This is a genomic window from Peribacillus sp. Bi96 (assembly GCF_918698115.1).
GTDB lineage: Bacteria > Bacillota > Bacilli > Bacillales > DSM-1321 > Peribacillus.
In genome coordinates this window covers 131,386-147,156 of the sequence record NZ_CAKKLV010000005.1, presented here as the reverse complement: position 1 = coordinate 147,156, position 15,771 = coordinate 131,386, and the positions used below count along the sequence as shown (strand labels likewise).

The window sequence follows — 15,771 nt, the reverse complement described above, 5'->3', positions numbered from 1 at the left end:
ATGCGGATATACTTGTACTCGTAATCTTAAAGTATAAACGCACTGCTTTGATAGGTGTGAATATCAAGCCGAAAAACGTGGATATTCAGGTTTTGCTGGGTAGATGAATCAAAAACAGAACGGTTCATTCGAAATCTGGAATGAGCATCAAAAATAATTATGATAGTTTATTAATGTTAACGAAAAAAATTAAAAGGAATCTTACAAGCGAACTTCTAGTATGTATACCAACCATAACATTCAAAATGGCGTATCTGGTCGGTTTAGCAGACTCGAATCTATAGCATGATAAGTTTGCAAGTCCATTTGTGGTGAATATTCATCATGGCCTGTTAGTTTTTAGATACTCGTTATGTTTTATAAGTGAAATGAAGGAGTTGTGACCATGATAACAGCGGTAACTCAAGAAGAGGACGAGCAAATAGATAATGCTCGATACTCGCTACAATCTGCTTTGCGGAAACGAATAATGAATAAAACGGCTAAAGTCGGAGTGATTGGATTGGGATATGTGGGTCTCCCAACAGCTTGTCATTATGCATGTAAAGGGTATAAAGTGACCGGATTCGACGTTTCCGAGACAAAGGTTCAAAGTTTAAATAAAGGAATCAATTATATCAATGATGTAGATAATGACGAGCTTACACAATTTATTAACCAAAACCGATTTACAGCGACAACGGATATGAAGCAGCTTGGAGAGATGGATGTCCTTTTGATTTGTGTTCCTACCCCTGTTAATAAGTTGAAAGAACCTGATATCTCGTACGTGAAGGATGTAGGAGAAATTGTGGCTGAACATGTGAAGGAAGGTACAATGGTGATTTTAGAAAGTACGACATATCCAGGAACGACAGAAGAGTATATCTGTACACCATTAACAGTAAGAGGATATGTCTTGGGGGAGAGCCTTTTTGTAGCTTATTCCCCGGAAAGAATAGATCCAGGAAATAAAAAATTCAACTTAAGCAACACACCAAAGGTTGTCGGGGGAATAACGGAAACCTGTACAGATCTAGCTTGCATGTTTATCGGAAAGACCGCCCAGCGTGTTAATGGGATCCGTGTTGCTGAATTAAGCAAAATCTTTGAAAACACATTCCGATGGATTAACATGGCTTTGGTCAATGAAATGACAGTTCTATGCAAAGAATTGGAAATTGATATATGGGAAACGATCGATGCAGCTTCTTCGAAACCATACGGGTTCATGAAATTTACCCCAGGTATTGGTGTTGGGGGACACTGCATACCGGTCGATCCATACTACTTGCTTTATAAAGCAAAAGAACATGGTCATCGAACAAAAATGATTGAATTGGCAGGGGATATTAACGACGGGATGGTTCACTATTCCTATATGCGAATCCTCGAATTGCTTGCATCCAAGGACAAGCTCATGAAACATTCACATGTTGTGGTATTAGGGGCAGCTTATAAAAGTAATATTGGTGATTTAAGGGAAAGTCCGGTCGTTCGTTTACTTGAACGGTTACAAAACAAGGTCCAAAAGCTGACCGTCATCGAACCTTATGCAAAAGAAATCCGGATCAATGAACAAATTCAACTGGTGGCAGAATACGATGTTACCATTCTTCAAAAGGCCGATTTAGTTGTCATTGGAACACCACACACATGTTTTGACTGGAAAAGCGTCCATGATCATGCTTCATTAATATTCGATTCCAAAAATGTGTTGGAAGAAAGTGGTCTGAAATCTGATAAGATTGCAAAATTATAGGCACCAAGACTAGAAAGGTACAAGCCAAAGTGATGTAAAGAATGGATTGGAGTTGATTGAATGAGGGAGACACTCAGTATAAAAGATCTTTTCCAAATGGTAAAAAAACGCATAGCACTCATTTTTATCATCACAACCCTAATAACGGCAATAACAGGAATCGTTAGCTTTTTTATTCTGTCACCTGTTTACCAAGCTTCTACACAAATCTTAGTCAATCAATCCAAGGAAAGTACAGAACTTTACAATGTAGGTGAGATTCAAACCAATATTCAATTGATTGAAACGTACAGCGAGATCATAAAAAGTCCTATGTTGTTAGAAAAAGTAAAAGATCGACTGAATCTTGATCTATCAAATTCAGCAATATCGGAACAAATCAATATCGTCAGTAAAGGGAATTCACAAATATTTACCATTAAAGTTGAAAGTACGGATCCAAAACTCGCTGTAGATGTCGCCAGTGCAATAACGGACATATTCCAAGATGAAATAAAAGCGCTTATGAATGTGAACAATGTCAATGTCTTATCAAAAGCAACTATAGGCGATAATTCTTCACCTATAAAACCGAATCCAATCATGAATATGATTCAAGCATGCTTTGCAGGGGTGATTATAAGTTTAGTTCTAATATTCTTGCTCGAATTTTTTGACAATACAATCAAGGTTGAGTCAGATATTGAAGAACATTTAAATATGCCGATGCTAGGCATCGTTAATTTAATGGATAGTAAAAAAAAGCGGAAATAATAGATCTGTAATCACAACCTCAAGAGGTGAAAAGATTGGCACGCAATGAAAGGCATAAAATGACAGAGATTAAAAAAAGAAGCAGTATCTCTATGTTGAAGTCGAAATCTCCGGTTGTGGAGCAATATAGGACGATTCGAACGAATCTTCAGTTTTCCGCTGTGGAAAAAGATATAAGGACCATGATTTTCACCTCAGCCAACGCTGGCGAGGGAAAATCAACCACTTCGATCAATGTCGCAGCAGTTTTTGCACAGCAAGGGAGACGCATTCTCATCATTGATGCAGATTTGAGAAAGCCCAGTGTTCATACTAACTTAAACATGGAGAACTACCTAGGATTAACGAATGTCATCTCAAAGCAAAATCCATTATCTGATGCTGTACAACCTTCCATTTACCCCAATTTGGATGTGTTGACAAGTGGACCTATTCCTCCTAACCCATCGGAGTTGCTTGGGTCAAACGGAATGGTGACATTGTTGGATGAAGCCAAGATGAAGTATGATTTGGTTATTTTGGATACACCGCCTGTCAATGCAGTTACAGATGCTCAAATACTAGCGAATATGGCAGATGGAGTTGTTTTAGTGGTTAGCAGCGGAAGTACTGAAATACAGCAAGCGAAAAAAGCGAAGGAATTACTTGAAAATGCCAATGCAAAGCTTTTAGGAGCAATCCTAAATAAGAAAAAACAAAAATATCCTGACGAATACTACTACTATGGTAAATAAAAAAGAAATTTAAAAGAATGTATGGGTGGGCTGAAGGGGGATAACAATGATAGATATTCATAGTCATATTTTACCAGAAGTGGATGACGGTGCTGGAAATATCCAGGATAGTATAGAAATGGCGAGGAAAGCCGTAGAGCAAGGAATCACTGACATCATTGCAACTCCTCATTATATTAAGGGGAAATATGAAAATGATAAAGAAAAAGTTGAGGAAGAAACTAGAAAATTGAACCAAGTGCTGGATGAAATGGAGATCCCGCTGAAAGTATGGCCAGGGCAGGAAATCAGGATATCCGATGAGCTTATGGATGATTATGATAATAATAAAATCATGGGCTTGAATGATTCGCGGTACATCCTTCTCGAACTTCCTTCAAACCATGTGCCGAGATATACGGAACGATTGATCTATGATTTGCAAATGAAAAGAATGACACCGATCATTGCTCATCCAGAGCGGAATTTGGAAATAATAAAAAATCCGCAACTTCTAAAAGAACTAATATGGAAGGGAGCGTATTCACAAATAACGGCAGGGAGCATCACAGGTAAATTCGGATGGAGAACAAAAAGATTTTCCAAATTTTTAGTTCACTCAGGTCTTTCTCATTTTATTGCATCAGATGCTCATAATGTTGGAAACAGAGGGTTTCAAATCCGGGAAGCAAATAAAATAATTGAAAAGAATTTTGACAAAGAAGCAGTGAACGGCTTTAAAGAAAATGCCGAGAATGTACTGTACGGAAAGAGAGTCAAGGAACTCTTGTTTCATTAAAAATAATAATATAGGGAGAAGTAGATTTGACATATTATAACCGGCTTTTCACATTAGTCTTACTGGACGCCATGATTGTTGTGACAGCTGTATTTTTAAGTTATTGGTTATTACATCCATATGATGAAATTCCAGCATTCGCCCTGACTAGTACGTTAATTTTACTTGTGTGTCATTATTTCTTTACTGCTTATTTGAAACAGTATAAGAAGGCTTGGGAGTACGCCAGTATCAGTGAAATGTTCAATGTGTTTAGAGCGACGACCTTTTCCATTGCCATTACGACGATCATTCAGCTGTACTTTACCCATTTTCTATATATGAGGGAACTGTTAATTACATGGATCCTTTATATGGTCATGATAGGGTGCTCACGATTGGCATGGAGAGTCTATTCTAATCGATGCATTAAGCAATCACCCAATAAAAAAAGGACGTTGATCGTCGGAGCTGGATCTGCCGGGACGATGATAACGAGCCAGTTGTTAAAGTCCAGCAATATAAAATTAGTCCCAGTTGCATTCGTAGATGATGATAAAACGAAGCTAGGTTTAGAAATCTTCAACATACCAGTGGTCGCAGCTACAAAAAATATCGCTCAAGTGGTAGAAAAATACAAGATCGAGCATATCGTCATTGCAATTCCTTCTTTGAAAAGGGAGGAGATAAATGCCATTTTCTCGGAATGCACGAAAACATGTGTAAAGACTCAAATTGTCCCTAGCCTTGAAGCGATAGTTCAAGTTAAGGTTTCAATTAATGAATTAAAAGATATCCAAATGGAGGACTTATTGGGGCGCTCACCGATTCAACTGGATGATAAAGGGATTTCGGAAAAAATTGTTGATAGTACTATTTTAGTAACGGGTGCGGGCGGTTCGATTGGATCTGAAATCTGTCGTCAAATCATGAAATATAATCCCGCTAAAATTGTATTGCTTGGGCATGGCGAAAACAGCATATACGCGATTGAGTTGGAAATGCTCGAAGCTTATGCAGATACAATAGAGATTGTGACCGAAATTGCAGATATTCAGGACCGCAGGAGAATGTTTCAGGTCATCGACCACCATCGTCCAAACATCGTCTATCATGCTGCGGCTCATAAACATGTACCACTTATGGAGTCCAACCCTAAAGAAGCGGTGAAAAATAACATCATAGGCACGATGAATGTTGCGGAGGCATCGGAAGCTAGCAAGGTGAATATTTTTGTCATGGTTTCTTCTGATAAAGCCGTAAATCCGACAAGTATTATGGGTGCCTCTAAATGTTTAGCCGAAATGATGATCCAGAATAAGAGTTTGTCAAGTTATACAAAATTCGTGACGGTTCGTTTTGGGAATGTCCTTGGCAGTAATGGCAGCGTCATCCCACTTTTTAAAAGGCAAATTAAAAAAGGCGGGCCTTTGACAGTTACGCATCCGGACATGATTCGCTATTTCATGACCATTCCCGAAGCTTCGAGATTGGTCATTCAGGCAGGGGTTTTGGCCAAAGGAGGAGAGGTCTTTGTATTGGATATGGGTGAGCCTGTCAAGATTGTCGATTTTGCGAAAAAGCTCATCCAACTGTCAGGTTACAACGTTGAAGATATCGGGATAACCTATACAGGAATTAGGCCTGGTGAAAAATTATATGAAGAACTACTTGGAGAAGATGAAGTTTATGCCAATCAGATCTATCCGAAAATTCATATTGGTAAACCTAGAGAAGTAAATTGGGATGCAATAAAAGATATTATCACAACATATGATGTCTTGAGCGAAGAAACGTTAAAAGAAAGAATGTTGGATTTGGCGAATTATAGGAAGGTTCACAAAATCCCCGTAACGTGACAATTTCCTGAAGAGGGTTTTGTGAAGAAGGTAAAGCAAGTGTTATAAATGGTTTTTGAAATCGCATCAAATAACAGGTTGGCAGAGTGATGCATGAATACAAATAGAGCGATGAATTCAATGTGTTATAAGAGTTGAAGATAGTGAAGAATTATAGAAAGAAACGAGTGGAAATTCGATAAAAGCAGCAAAGCAAAAACTATGATTCTGTGAATTTATCCGAAGAATTCCCTCGATACTGGTAACCATACACAATGATGATTTGGGAGGGAAAAATGAAACGGGCTTTTGAATTATTGATATCTTGTCTGGCGATCATATTCATTTCTCTTCTTATGATACTTATCGTCATCCTCATCCGTTTGAAATTGGGTTCACCTGTCATTTTTAAGCAGCAGCGCCCAGGTCTTAATGGGAAACCCTTTTATCTGTATAAGTTTAGAACGATGACAGACGAAAAAGATGAAAAAGGGAATTTGGTTCCTGATGAGAAGAGATTAACGGATTTCGGCAAATTACTCAGGAAATTAAGTTTGGATGAATTACCGCAGTTGATTAATGTCATGAAAGGCGATGTGAGTTTTGTAGGTCCACGGCCATTATTAATGGAATATCTCCCATTATATACTGCCGAACAAGCAAGAAGGCATGAAGTCCGTCCAGGAATGACGGGTTGGGCACAGGTAAATGGCCGCAATGCAATCTCATGGGAGAAAAAGTTTGAGCTTGATGTTTGGTACGTAGAAAATCAATCCTTTTTGTTGGATTTGAAAATCATCTATCTTACCTTGATTAAGGTATGTAAACAAGAAGCCATTACACAAGAAGGGCATGTCACAACCCAAAAATTTGTTGGATGATGGGATGAATGATTTGCCAGCATAATACCTGAAAGAAGTATTGAACCTGGAGGGAACGACGAGAAAACCTCTAGGTTCCGTAAATATTTTTCTTAAAGAAACTCTAAATTAGAAGATATGAGAAGTGATTTGGATTGAAGAAAATCGTGGTAATCGGTGCAGGCGGCCACTCAAAGGTTGTTCAAGATATTATTGCAGCAATGGGTGAGTATCGCCTCATGGCTATTTTGGATGATCAATATAGCGCGCTGAAAAAAAAAGGAAATGTGTATTTTGGTCCCATCTCAAGCTTTAAGAGCTTGTTCATCCATTTTGAATGTAAGTTAATTATTGCGATAGGTACGAACGATTTGCGATTTAAAATCGTAAACGAGCTGAGTTTAGATGTAATGGATTATGAGACAGTCATTCATCCTACTGCTGTCATAGGTCAAAATGTCTCGATAGGAAAAGGAACAGTCATTATGCCGAATGTCGTCTTGAACGCAGGTGCGAGAGTGGGGAACCATGTCATTCTTAACACATCTTCAGTCATTGAGCATGATACTCATCTGAATGATTTTGTTCATATAGCACCAAGCGCAACCCTGACAGGAGCTGTCAAGATCGGAACTGGAACCCTGATGGGAGCTGGATCCACAGTCATACCAAGCATCACGATAGGGGAATGGTGTACAGTTGGGGCCGGATCAACCATTATTAAAGACATTCCTCATGCATCAACCGCTGTGGGATCCCCAGCAAGGATAATAAAATAAGGAGTGTGTAGGATGGAGTATAAAAGGATTTATCTTTCGCCTCCCCATATGAGTGGAATTGAACAAATGTATGTAAACGAAGCATTCGAGTCGAATTGGGTTGCACCTCTAGGACCGAACGTAAAAGCTTTGGAAGAAGAATTTGCCAAATATGCAGGTACAAAAGGGGCCTTGGCAGTAAGTTCAGGCACAGCTGCCATTCATTTGGCATTGCAAGTATTGGGAGTCACCACTGGTGATACCGTATTCTGTTCTTCATTAACTTTTATAGCAAGTGCAAATCCTATCGTCTATCAAGGGGCGGAGCCTGTTTTTATTGATTCTGAACCTGATACATGGAATATGTCTGCTAGAGCATTAGAAAGAGCATTGGAAGACGCGAGAAAAAAACAGAAAATTCCAAAAGTCGTCATTTTGGTGCACTTGTTTGGTCAGAGTGCAAAGGTGGATGAGATCATGAACATCTGCAGGAAATATAAGGTTGCTTTGATAGAGGATGCAGCTGAATCCCTTGGTAGCACTTATAAGGGGAAGCAAACCGGGTCGTTTGGTGATATAGGGATTTATTCGATGAATGGAAATAAAATCATTACAACTTCCGGTGGCGGCATGCTGGTATCGAATCAAGGAGGATTTTTGGATAAAGCTCTCTATTTATCTACACAAGCACGTGATCCAACCATTCACTATCAGCATAGCTCTATCGGATATAACTATCGTTTAAGTAACATTCTAGCTGGAATTGGTCGTGCCCAATTAGAAGTGTTAGATGAGCGTGTAAAAGCGCGAAGGGAAATTTTTGATCGGTATAAAAAGTCGTTGGAAAACATACCTGGCATTACCTTCATGCCAGAGTTAAAAGGTACGATGGGGAATCGCTGGTTGACGGCTTTAACAATAGATGACAAAGTCACGGGAGTACGAAACCTTGACGTAATCAATGCGTTAGAAGCAGGAAACATTGAATCAAGACCTGTATGGAAACCGTTACATTTACAGCCTGTCTTTAAAGATGCAGCCATTTTTACGGAAAGCGATGATAAAAATATTTCTAATATGTTATTTGAACAAGGTCTATGTTTGCCATCCGGTTCCGGTATGACAATAGAAGATCAAGAACGTGTAGTGGCAATTGTAAAGGAAGTACTTGAACCGTCCAAAATAAATGGGTGAGTTGTTGATGCGTTACGATACTTGTGACATTAAAGTTACATGGACAAGATATACTAAAGCCTGCTTAATAACCTTCCTTACAATGAAAAGGAGGCCATACGAAAATATGAGAAGGACATTTAAACTGATCTATCAAGATATCGACAGGTTAGCATGTTTATCAAATAAACGAAGTGGTTTGTATGAGAGAGAGATAGAAAATACTAGAAAAAGACTAGTTGAAAATATAAAAGCGATAGAACTGCATTGCATCGTATTCAATAATGAAGATTTCAGATAAATATTTCCTTATGTTTTCTGTACCTTCTGAAAAAAGGTGATTGTATTATTAATTTTTGAAGTCTGTTTTATTCTACAATAGAAATGAGCGTGCTTATGAGGATTGGTGATAAAGTGATTTATAAATCAAGAAAATATAAAATTATTTACATCTATAAAAATGATTTAAAAGTCGAACTTCTTTCGCTTGATTGTAAGTACGGAAAATTCGAATTGGCCCATATTTCTCATTTAAAAAAAGACAAACAGAGAGCATTTGAATATTCCACATGAGTGACCCCATTATTACGTTTGATGTGTAAAGGGTTGCTGTTTAAGAGAATAACAGAAGACGCACCGCTTTAAGATGGTCAGACTGGCGAGAAACCCTCCACATTCTTTTTCGTCCCTTTATTTCGATTCTTGCTTTCAGTGGAATCACTATAAAAAGGTAGGCTATTCCTTTTTTTGATTCACCATATACGGTCATCGATATTGCTCCGTTTAAAGTGTTGCTCTAACTAATAGGAGGCGCCTCATTCTTTTTATAGTGAATGCTCTACAAGTCCACTATAAAAGAATGAGGTTTTTTAATATCTTTTATACGAAAAAGAAAACCTTAATTGCTCATCGATACATCATGAAAAAAAAGTAACATGTTCCATAAATGAAATGATTCATTGTTAATTTGAAATGTTCTAGCTGATTAAATATCTTTTAGAGATATATGACTCGTAAGCAACTAGACATACTATTTGAAGGACATGCTTCCTTGCTTATGGAGATAAGCAAGGAGAGGATTCCGACAGAGTCAAGGTTACTAACAAATATGGAAACTCCTGCGGGAAGGTAGTGTAAAAAAGTCTAAAAGCAGGGTTAGGTGCAATGTGCTTTTTCAGATAAACATGTAAATGGTATTAACTTAATATATGTACTTTTTGAAATTTCAAGGATTAGCTGACTTCAAAAATTAATTTCTTCGTACCAAATATGAAACGACACTTGGATGAAACTATGTTACGTTTGGGTAGTAAGTAGTATTTGTTTTCTACCATTCTAAAAAAACATGTATAAACACGATGGGTAAGTAGGTATTAGTGCTTAAATCCAACTATACAATAGTTTAATAAGAAAATATGAAAATCCATTGAAGTTAAAGGTGATTTTATGAATAGATTTAATGACCGTTATTCAAACCTTTTATATTATTTATTCTATGAGGATAATTGGTGCAGTTTAAACGAACTATCAAAAAAAACAGGTTTTTCGAAAAGTACATTATGGCGGGATATTTTTCATATGAGTTCAAATCTCCCACCTGAATGGAAAATCGAAAAGAATGAAGTACAGGGCGTAAGATTACTGAAACCTAAAAACGGTACATTGGAAGAACTTTGGTTTCATCTGAAAAGTGAAAATACGTATTTTCAAACACTGGATTTAATTCTTTTTAACAATGGAGTAACGATAAAATACATGACTCAAAGAGTTCATGTCAGCCGCTCAACAGTTTACCGACAGTTAGAGAAAATTGAAGAAGTAGTACAAAGTGCCGGAGTTCAATTATCAAAAAGCCCATATAAAATTGTTGGCGATGAAAAAAAGATTAGAAGATTCATCATGCAATATGTAGAGTATATGTCCGTCAATTTAAATGATTTTATTACATCCTTCGATCTTAAGGAATTTCAGGACACACTATTGGAGCTATTAAAAGAACATGCAACTTCTTTACACATGGGGGCGATACAAAGGTTAGCTATCATCCTTCACATTTCAAACATCCGCATATCCCATAATTGCTTCGTATCATTCTCAAAAACGGTTTATATTGAAAATGAAAAATCAAAAGCATATGAAATATCAAAGCAACTATTCAAGTTCATGAAAAAATGTTCAAGCAGGGAGAAACAGATCCACGAAATCTTATTTTTATCTTTATATTTAATAAGCGAAGAAATGTCATTAAATCGTACGCAGGAGCTTAGGCACATTCGTTCCAGGCTTAATTCGGACAGTGGTAAGCCTTTAAGTCACTTTTTAATTACCTTATCAAAAAAAATAGGATTGGATGTTTCCCAAGATGATATTTTCATGTACGAATTTGCACAAACACTTCGTGGGATCTCCTTTGATTTACAACTAAAAACAGATACTAGAATAAATAGCATTTTACAATTCGTACCATATTTCGAAAAAAATCCGTTATTTGCTATTATTGAAGAAATAGCAAATAATATCTCGAATGAATTCACAATATCTTTTGAAAATATTGAAATATTGGAAATCTTCATGTTGGTCCAAGCCTCTATATTAAGAAAAAAAAACCAAATGGTCATAGAGACTGCGTTAGTATGTCGATCATATGTAGAGAAAGATTATATTCGTGAAGTATTGAAACATCATTTCGGAAACCAGTTAAATATTTATGTAATGGACTTATCTGATATAGATTCACTTTTCAGGAAAAATGGATTCGATATTTTAATAACAACAGATTTAGGGCAGTTAATTAATATTGAACACATTCCCATTTATAAAGTTTCTTCCTTTCCAACTCCTTCCGAATTAAAAGAAATTAAGATGTTTACTCGAAAGAATTTTATTGATAGGTATGGTTTAAACCCAAATATCTTATATCCATTTGATGAAGACTTTGATTGAGTTTAGTCACAGTGCTTAAAATAGAGCAATGCCCCGCTTTGATGTATTTAGGCATTTAATCACTTTCTACCTTTACCCCCTGATAATGAACAGTAATATTCAGCTAATAAATTACCACGTCATTAAGCCCAGGTGTTTTGTTTTTTCTCCAAAGGGAGAAGGTGAGTCTATAACAATATTTACCAGATCATCCTTTCGAAATTAAAAACTATGTGAAATGGTTTTATAAGTTTCATCAATGGAGCGATAGGCTGCAAACCATCCATAATTAAATGATGGACATTATCATTTAATCTTGTTTTGCAAGGTGTTCGTTGAAGATGAATATGGAATTGGCTGTGACCGAGTAAGCAACATAACTACCGCTGCTGCTAAAGAAAATGGCCCCGGTGCAATACCGAGACCATCGCCGCTTAAGGCTTTTTATATTATTTAAATAATGTGTCACTGTTCTCTTGTAGTATGTTGTTTTAATAAAAGGTCACTAGCAGCTTTAATGAGTCGATACATATTCGTTTTTTCCTGCACGCATTCCAACAATGAAAATAAGTGCAGATACAACGACTAACATCAATAAGGGAATCGTCCAACTGTGAGTTACGTCATGGAGCCCTCCGAATAAAACTGGCCCAACGGCAGCCAAGAGGTACCCAAATGATTGAGCCATTCCTGATAATTCCGTCGCCTCATGGGTACTTTGTGTTCGAAGACTAAAGAACATCATCGATAAACTGAATATGGTTCCGACACCAATCCCGATCAAGATCATGCATACTGGGATAAACAACTTGCTTCCGTACAATATGCCGAAGATCCCTACAACAAGGAAGATGACCGGTGGGACCACTAACAAGCGCTGACTTTGCATGTGTCCAGCTATAATTGGCATAATGAATGTTATCGGAATGACGGCAAGCTGCATGATGGAGAGCATCCAGCCAGCATCATCAGCGCTCAGGCCTTTTTGTTCCAGGATTTCCGGCATCCAGGTAATTACTGTATAGAAAATAAATGATTGCAATCCCATGAAAAAAGTGATCTGCCAAGCTAAACCAGAACGCCACAAGTTCATGTTTTTTATGACGGCCGTTTGTACATCCTTGTCTGACTTGAATGGTCGTCGTAATTGCGGGATCCAAAAGAAAACGGTAATAAGAGATAAAATTCCCCAACATCCAAGGGCACCAGCCCATCCTAATCCAGATGACGAAGCAATCGGAATGCTGATCCCAGATCCTATTGCGCCACATAAATTCATGGAAACGGCATAAATCCCTGTCATCAAACCGATCCTGCTTGCAAAATTATGTTTAATTAGACTGGGTAATAATACATTGCCGATGGCGATGGCTAACCCAATTAAAATGGTCCCTAAGAACAATGATGGTACTCCTCCAATGGAACGGAGCATAATCCCGATCGTTAATAATATCAAAGACACGAATAGGGTGAGCTCCATTCCAAATCGCCGTGCTATCCTAGGGGCAAATGGTGATAATAATGCGAAAGAAAGCAAAGGCAATGTCGTTAAGGAACCTGATAGTGTATTGGATATACCCAGATTATCACGTATTGAAGTGACAAGTGGGCCTACTGATGTTAAGGGAGCCCTTAGATTGGCCCCGATAAGAATGATTCCGATAATGAGAAGTCCCATTCTCGGTTTAATATCTATTTTTGGTTGTTCCAGTTGATCTGCCGCTTGATGAATGCCCATAATATGTCCTCCGTATTTACTTTAAAGATTTTTTAAATCGTGCAATGTATTCATTCACTGTTTCGATTGCCCGATTTACATCTTGTTCGATGATGGCCTCGACAAGACTACAATGAATGTTTAAATGAAAGTTCTCATCAGTACTCATCTCAACGATCTGATGGATGGAGTCATGCAGGGAATCTTCCATATGTTCGTACAAATCAATCAATAAATCATTATGTGATGAGCCCATAATCGATTTATGCAACAGTATATCTGCTTCTTCATAAGCCTTGATATCCTTCGCTTCAGCAGCATTCCGACATGCTGTTATATGAATCTGCAACTTTTCTATATCTTCTTTGTCACGTCTTAGTGCGGCTAACTGGGCTCCCTCTCGTTCAAGGGCATGACGGACCTCTAACGTTTCTAATAAACTTGACTGCTGGATCCTTCTTTGAAATGCAGCCCCCAGGGCACTTGATGACTTTACGAATGTTCCTTTTCCTTGTTTAGTTACTAAAAGACCTGCATACACAAGTGATCGTACAGCTTCTCTTAATGTATTTCTGCTTACATCGAATTGTTTGATCAAATCCATTTCAGGAGGAATCTGATGTCCGATCTTCCATTCGCCTGATTCAATTAAAGCTTCGATTTGTAAAACCACTTGCTCTACAAGTGATAAACGATTTGTTTTAGATATGATCAATATGTACACCTCGAATTTGTAGGATGATTGGGTCATTGGTTATCTTAACATATGTATGTTGAAAAAATAAACAAAGAATTTTGTTCATATACCTTCCCCTTCAATCGCCACTTCGGCTGCATAGTGGACAAAAGTCCATAGAAGAAAGCCCTGAAATCAAGTTTCAGGGCTTTCTTCTAACATTTTCTATTCTTAAGCTGCTTTTTTTTGTTTGACAATAAAAGAGAGAAGGATCAATATTCCTAAAGTGACGAGACATACAGTGGTACCAATAATATTTTGTTTATTAAAGATGAAAGCCAAAAAGATAAAGCTTAAAGCTGTGATAGCAAATATAGTTGTGTATGGGAACCACTTTACCCGGAAACCTGATTTGTCTGTATATTGTTTACGGAGCTTCAGTTGCGCAGAACATATACTGATCCATAATAGTAAAACTGTGAAGCCAGGGATAGCCATTAGATAGCTTAATATCAGATCGGGAGTCAAATAGGATAAAAACACACCAACTAATATACATAATGTCGTTAAAATTATCCCATTAATGGGGATGCCCTTTTTGGTTATTCTTAAAAATGGCTTAGGGGCTTCTCCGTTCTGAGAAAGAGTGAACAATGTCCTTGATGTAGCGTATATACCTGAATTTGCAGCTGATAAGACAGCTGTTAAAAGAACGAAATTCATAATATCCGCTGCTCCAGGGAGACCTGATAGGCTGAAAACCTGAACGAAGGGACTTTCTACAGTGCTAACTTGGTTCCAAGGTATCACTCCGCAAATAATAAGAATGGGCAAGACGTAAAAAAGGACCACCCGCCATACTGTTCCTTTAATGATTTTTGGTATAACCTTCTGGCTATCTTTTGTTTCCGTGACGGCTACACCAATTAATTCTGCACCCCCATATGAAAACATGACAATTAAAAGTGCACCTAGCATGCCTTCAATGCCTTTCGGGAAAAAACCACCATGTTCTGTGTAATTAGCAAATGAAGCAGAACTAGGGAAAATTCCAAGTAGGATCAAAGCTCCTAAAATGATAAAAGCAATTAACGTTATTATTTTAATACCTGCAAACCAAAACTCTAGTTCACCATAGTATTTTACTTGAAACAAATTTATTCCGATTACAACTGATGCGCAAAGTATACTTAACAGCCACAATGGTACAGAAGGAAACCAATATTGTAGAAAGCTTCCAGCCGCTACTATTTCTACGATGATCACGATAATCCAGTTAAACCAATAGAGCCATCCGACAATGAAGGATAGTTTAAATCCAAAAGCTTTATTTATGAGATGTTGTACGTTCAAATTAGGAAAAACGGTTGCCATCTCTCCTAAAGCCGCCATTACTATAAATAAAAGTAGTCCTCCTATTAAATAGGCGATCACAACACTTGGACCAGCCATATTTAATGTTTCTGAACTCCCCTTGAAAATCCCTGTTCCTATCATTCCGGCCAATGCAATAAACTGGACATGCCTTGGCAATAAGCCCTTTTTTAAATCTGGATGAGTCTTTTCCATTTTATTCATGCCTTTCATGCTTTATTTTAATAAAATATTATTTTAGACTAAATTATATCTTCTGTAAGTGAACGCTTTTGCGTACTAAAGTGCTATATTAATATATCATGATTAGGCAAAATGTCAATTTAGGTAGAGAAGCGGAAAAAAGAAAGATTGTGTAATTTTAAAAAAATTCAGTTGTTTATTCTTATTAAAATATCATGCTTTCTAAGTAAATTTATTTATTGGATCAGAATCCAAGTTGATTTTACAGGAAAATATTATTCAAGT

The 15,771-nt window shown here is 37.3% G+C and carries 13 protein-coding genes; 10 read left to right on the top strand and 3 right to left on the bottom strand.

The features are described from left to right. Window positions 1–385 precede the first annotated feature (385 nt). The 10 genes from LQ203_RS08845 to LQ203_RS08800 all read left to right on the top strand — a co-directional run bounded on the left by LQ203_RS08845 (window position 386) and on the right by LQ203_RS08800 (window position 11,557). A complete protein-coding gene (locus tag LQ203_RS08845; RefSeq protein WP_230157280.1) occupies window positions 386–1,741 on the top strand; it encodes a nucleotide sugar dehydrogenase in 1,356 nt (451 codons plus the stop codon). A gap of 60 nt (window positions 1,742–1,801) precedes the next feature. Continuing rightward, entirely contained in the window at window positions 1,802–2,494 is a 693-nt protein-coding gene (locus LQ203_RS08840; RefSeq protein WP_230157278.1) for a Wzz/FepE/Etk N-terminal domain-containing protein, read from the top strand. A gap of 26 nt (window positions 2,495–2,520) precedes the next feature. Continuing rightward, the gene (locus tag LQ203_RS08835) at window positions 2,521–3,228 is read left to right on the top strand and encodes a CpsD/CapB family tyrosine-protein kinase (RefSeq protein WP_290370551.1); all 708 of its coding nucleotides are present in this window, start codon (window positions 2,521–2,523) and stop codon (window positions 3,226–3,228) included. A 46-nt stretch (window positions 3,229–3,274) separates the two neighbouring features. Then, window positions 3,275–4,006 (top strand): CpsB/CapC family capsule biosynthesis tyrosine phosphatase, encoded by a 732-nt coding sequence (locus LQ203_RS08830; protein ID WP_230157275.1) that lies wholly within the window; start codon window positions 3,275–3,277, stop codon window positions 4,004–4,006. 26 nt (window positions 4,007–4,032) lie between these two features. Further along, entirely contained in the window at window positions 4,033–5,844 is a 1,812-nt protein-coding gene (locus LQ203_RS08825; RefSeq protein ID WP_290370550.1) for a nucleoside-diphosphate sugar epimerase/dehydratase, read from the top strand. A 275-nt stretch (window positions 5,845–6,119) separates the two neighbouring features. Then, window positions 6,120–6,704 carry a sugar transferase gene (locus LQ203_RS08820; protein ID WP_290370549.1) on the top strand — a complete coding sequence of 195 codons (585 nt, stop codon included), beginning with the start codon at window positions 6,120–6,122 and terminating at the stop codon, window positions 6,702–6,704. A gap of 134 nt (window positions 6,705–6,838) precedes the next feature. Continuing rightward, on the top strand, window positions 6,839–7,462 hold the full coding sequence (locus LQ203_RS08815; protein WP_230157274.1) for an acetyltransferase: 624 nt from the start codon (window positions 6,839–6,841) through the stop codon (window positions 7,460–7,462). Window positions 7,463–7,474: 12 nt separating this feature from the next. Continuing rightward, a complete protein-coding gene (locus LQ203_RS08810; protein ID WP_230157273.1) occupies window positions 7,475–8,635 on the top strand; it encodes an aminotransferase class I/II-fold pyridoxal phosphate-dependent enzyme in 1,161 nt (386 codons plus the stop codon). Window positions 8,636–8,741: 106 nt separating this feature from the next. Continuing rightward, the gene (locus LQ203_RS08805; protein ID WP_230157272.1) at window positions 8,742–8,915 is read left to right on the top strand and encodes a hypothetical protein; all 174 of its coding nucleotides are present in this window, start codon (window positions 8,742–8,744) and stop codon (window positions 8,913–8,915) included. Window positions 8,916–10,192: 1,277 nt separating this feature from the next. Next, complete coding sequence (locus LQ203_RS08800) at window positions 10,193–11,557, top strand: helix-turn-helix domain-containing protein (protein WP_230157271.1); 1,365 nt, start codon at window positions 10,193–10,195, stop codon at window positions 11,555–11,557. Window positions 11,558–12,050: 493 nt separating this feature from the next. Here the strand turns inward: LQ203_RS08800 and LQ203_RS08795 are convergent, their stop codons facing one another. From LQ203_RS08795 to LQ203_RS08785, 3 genes are all read right to left on the bottom strand, one after another. Beyond that, the gene (locus tag LQ203_RS08795; protein ID WP_230157270.1) at window positions 12,051–13,274 is read right to left on the bottom strand and encodes an MFS transporter; all 1,224 of its coding nucleotides are present in this window, start codon (window positions 13,272–13,274) and stop codon (window positions 12,051–12,053) included. Between the two features lie 16 nt (window positions 13,275–13,290). Then, window positions 13,291–13,968: a FadR/GntR family transcriptional regulator gene (locus tag LQ203_RS08790; RefSeq protein WP_230157269.1), complete on the bottom strand. Its 678-nt coding sequence runs from the start codon at window positions 13,966–13,968 to the stop codon at window positions 13,291–13,293. Between the two features lie 192 nt (window positions 13,969–14,160). Beyond that, window positions 14,161–15,498: an amino acid permease gene (locus LQ203_RS08785; RefSeq protein ID WP_230157424.1), complete on the bottom strand. Its 1,338-nt coding sequence runs from the start codon at window positions 15,496–15,498 to the stop codon at window positions 14,161–14,163. Window positions 15,499–15,771 lie beyond the last annotated feature (273 nt).

Excerpts from the sequence above, each read along its gene's own strand:
- LQ203_RS08830 (WP_230157275.1), top strand. The coding sequence starts at position 3,275 with ATGATAGATATTCATAGTCATATTTTACCAGAAGTGGATGACGGTGCT.
- LQ203_RS08795 (WP_230157270.1), bottom strand. The coding sequence starts at position 13,274 with ATGGGCATTCATCAAGCGGCAGATCAACTGGAACAACCAAAAATAGAT.
- LQ203_RS08840 (WP_230157278.1), top strand. The coding sequence starts at position 1,802 with ATGAGGGAGACACTCAGTATAAAAGATCTTTTCCAAATGGTAAAAAAA.
- LQ203_RS08810 (WP_230157273.1), top strand. The coding sequence starts at position 7,475 with ATGGAGTATAAAAGGATTTATCTTTCGCCTCCCCATATGAGTGGAATT.
- LQ203_RS08785 (WP_230157424.1), bottom strand. The coding sequence starts at position 15,498 with ATGGAAAAGACTCATCCAGATTTAAAAAAGGGCTTATTGCCAAGGCAT.
- LQ203_RS08820 (WP_290370549.1), top strand. The coding sequence starts at position 6,120 with ATGAAACGGGCTTTTGAATTATTGATATCTTGTCTGGCGATCATATTC.
- LQ203_RS08805 (WP_230157272.1), top strand. The coding sequence starts at position 8,742 with ATGAGAAGGACATTTAAACTGATCTATCAAGATATCGACAGGTTAGCA.
- LQ203_RS08845 (WP_230157280.1), top strand. The coding sequence starts at position 386 with ATGATAACAGCGGTAACTCAAGAAGAGGACGAGCAAATAGATAATGCT.
- LQ203_RS08800 (WP_230157271.1), top strand. The coding sequence starts at position 10,193 with ATGAGTTCAAATCTCCCACCTGAATGGAAAATCGAAAAGAATGAAGTA.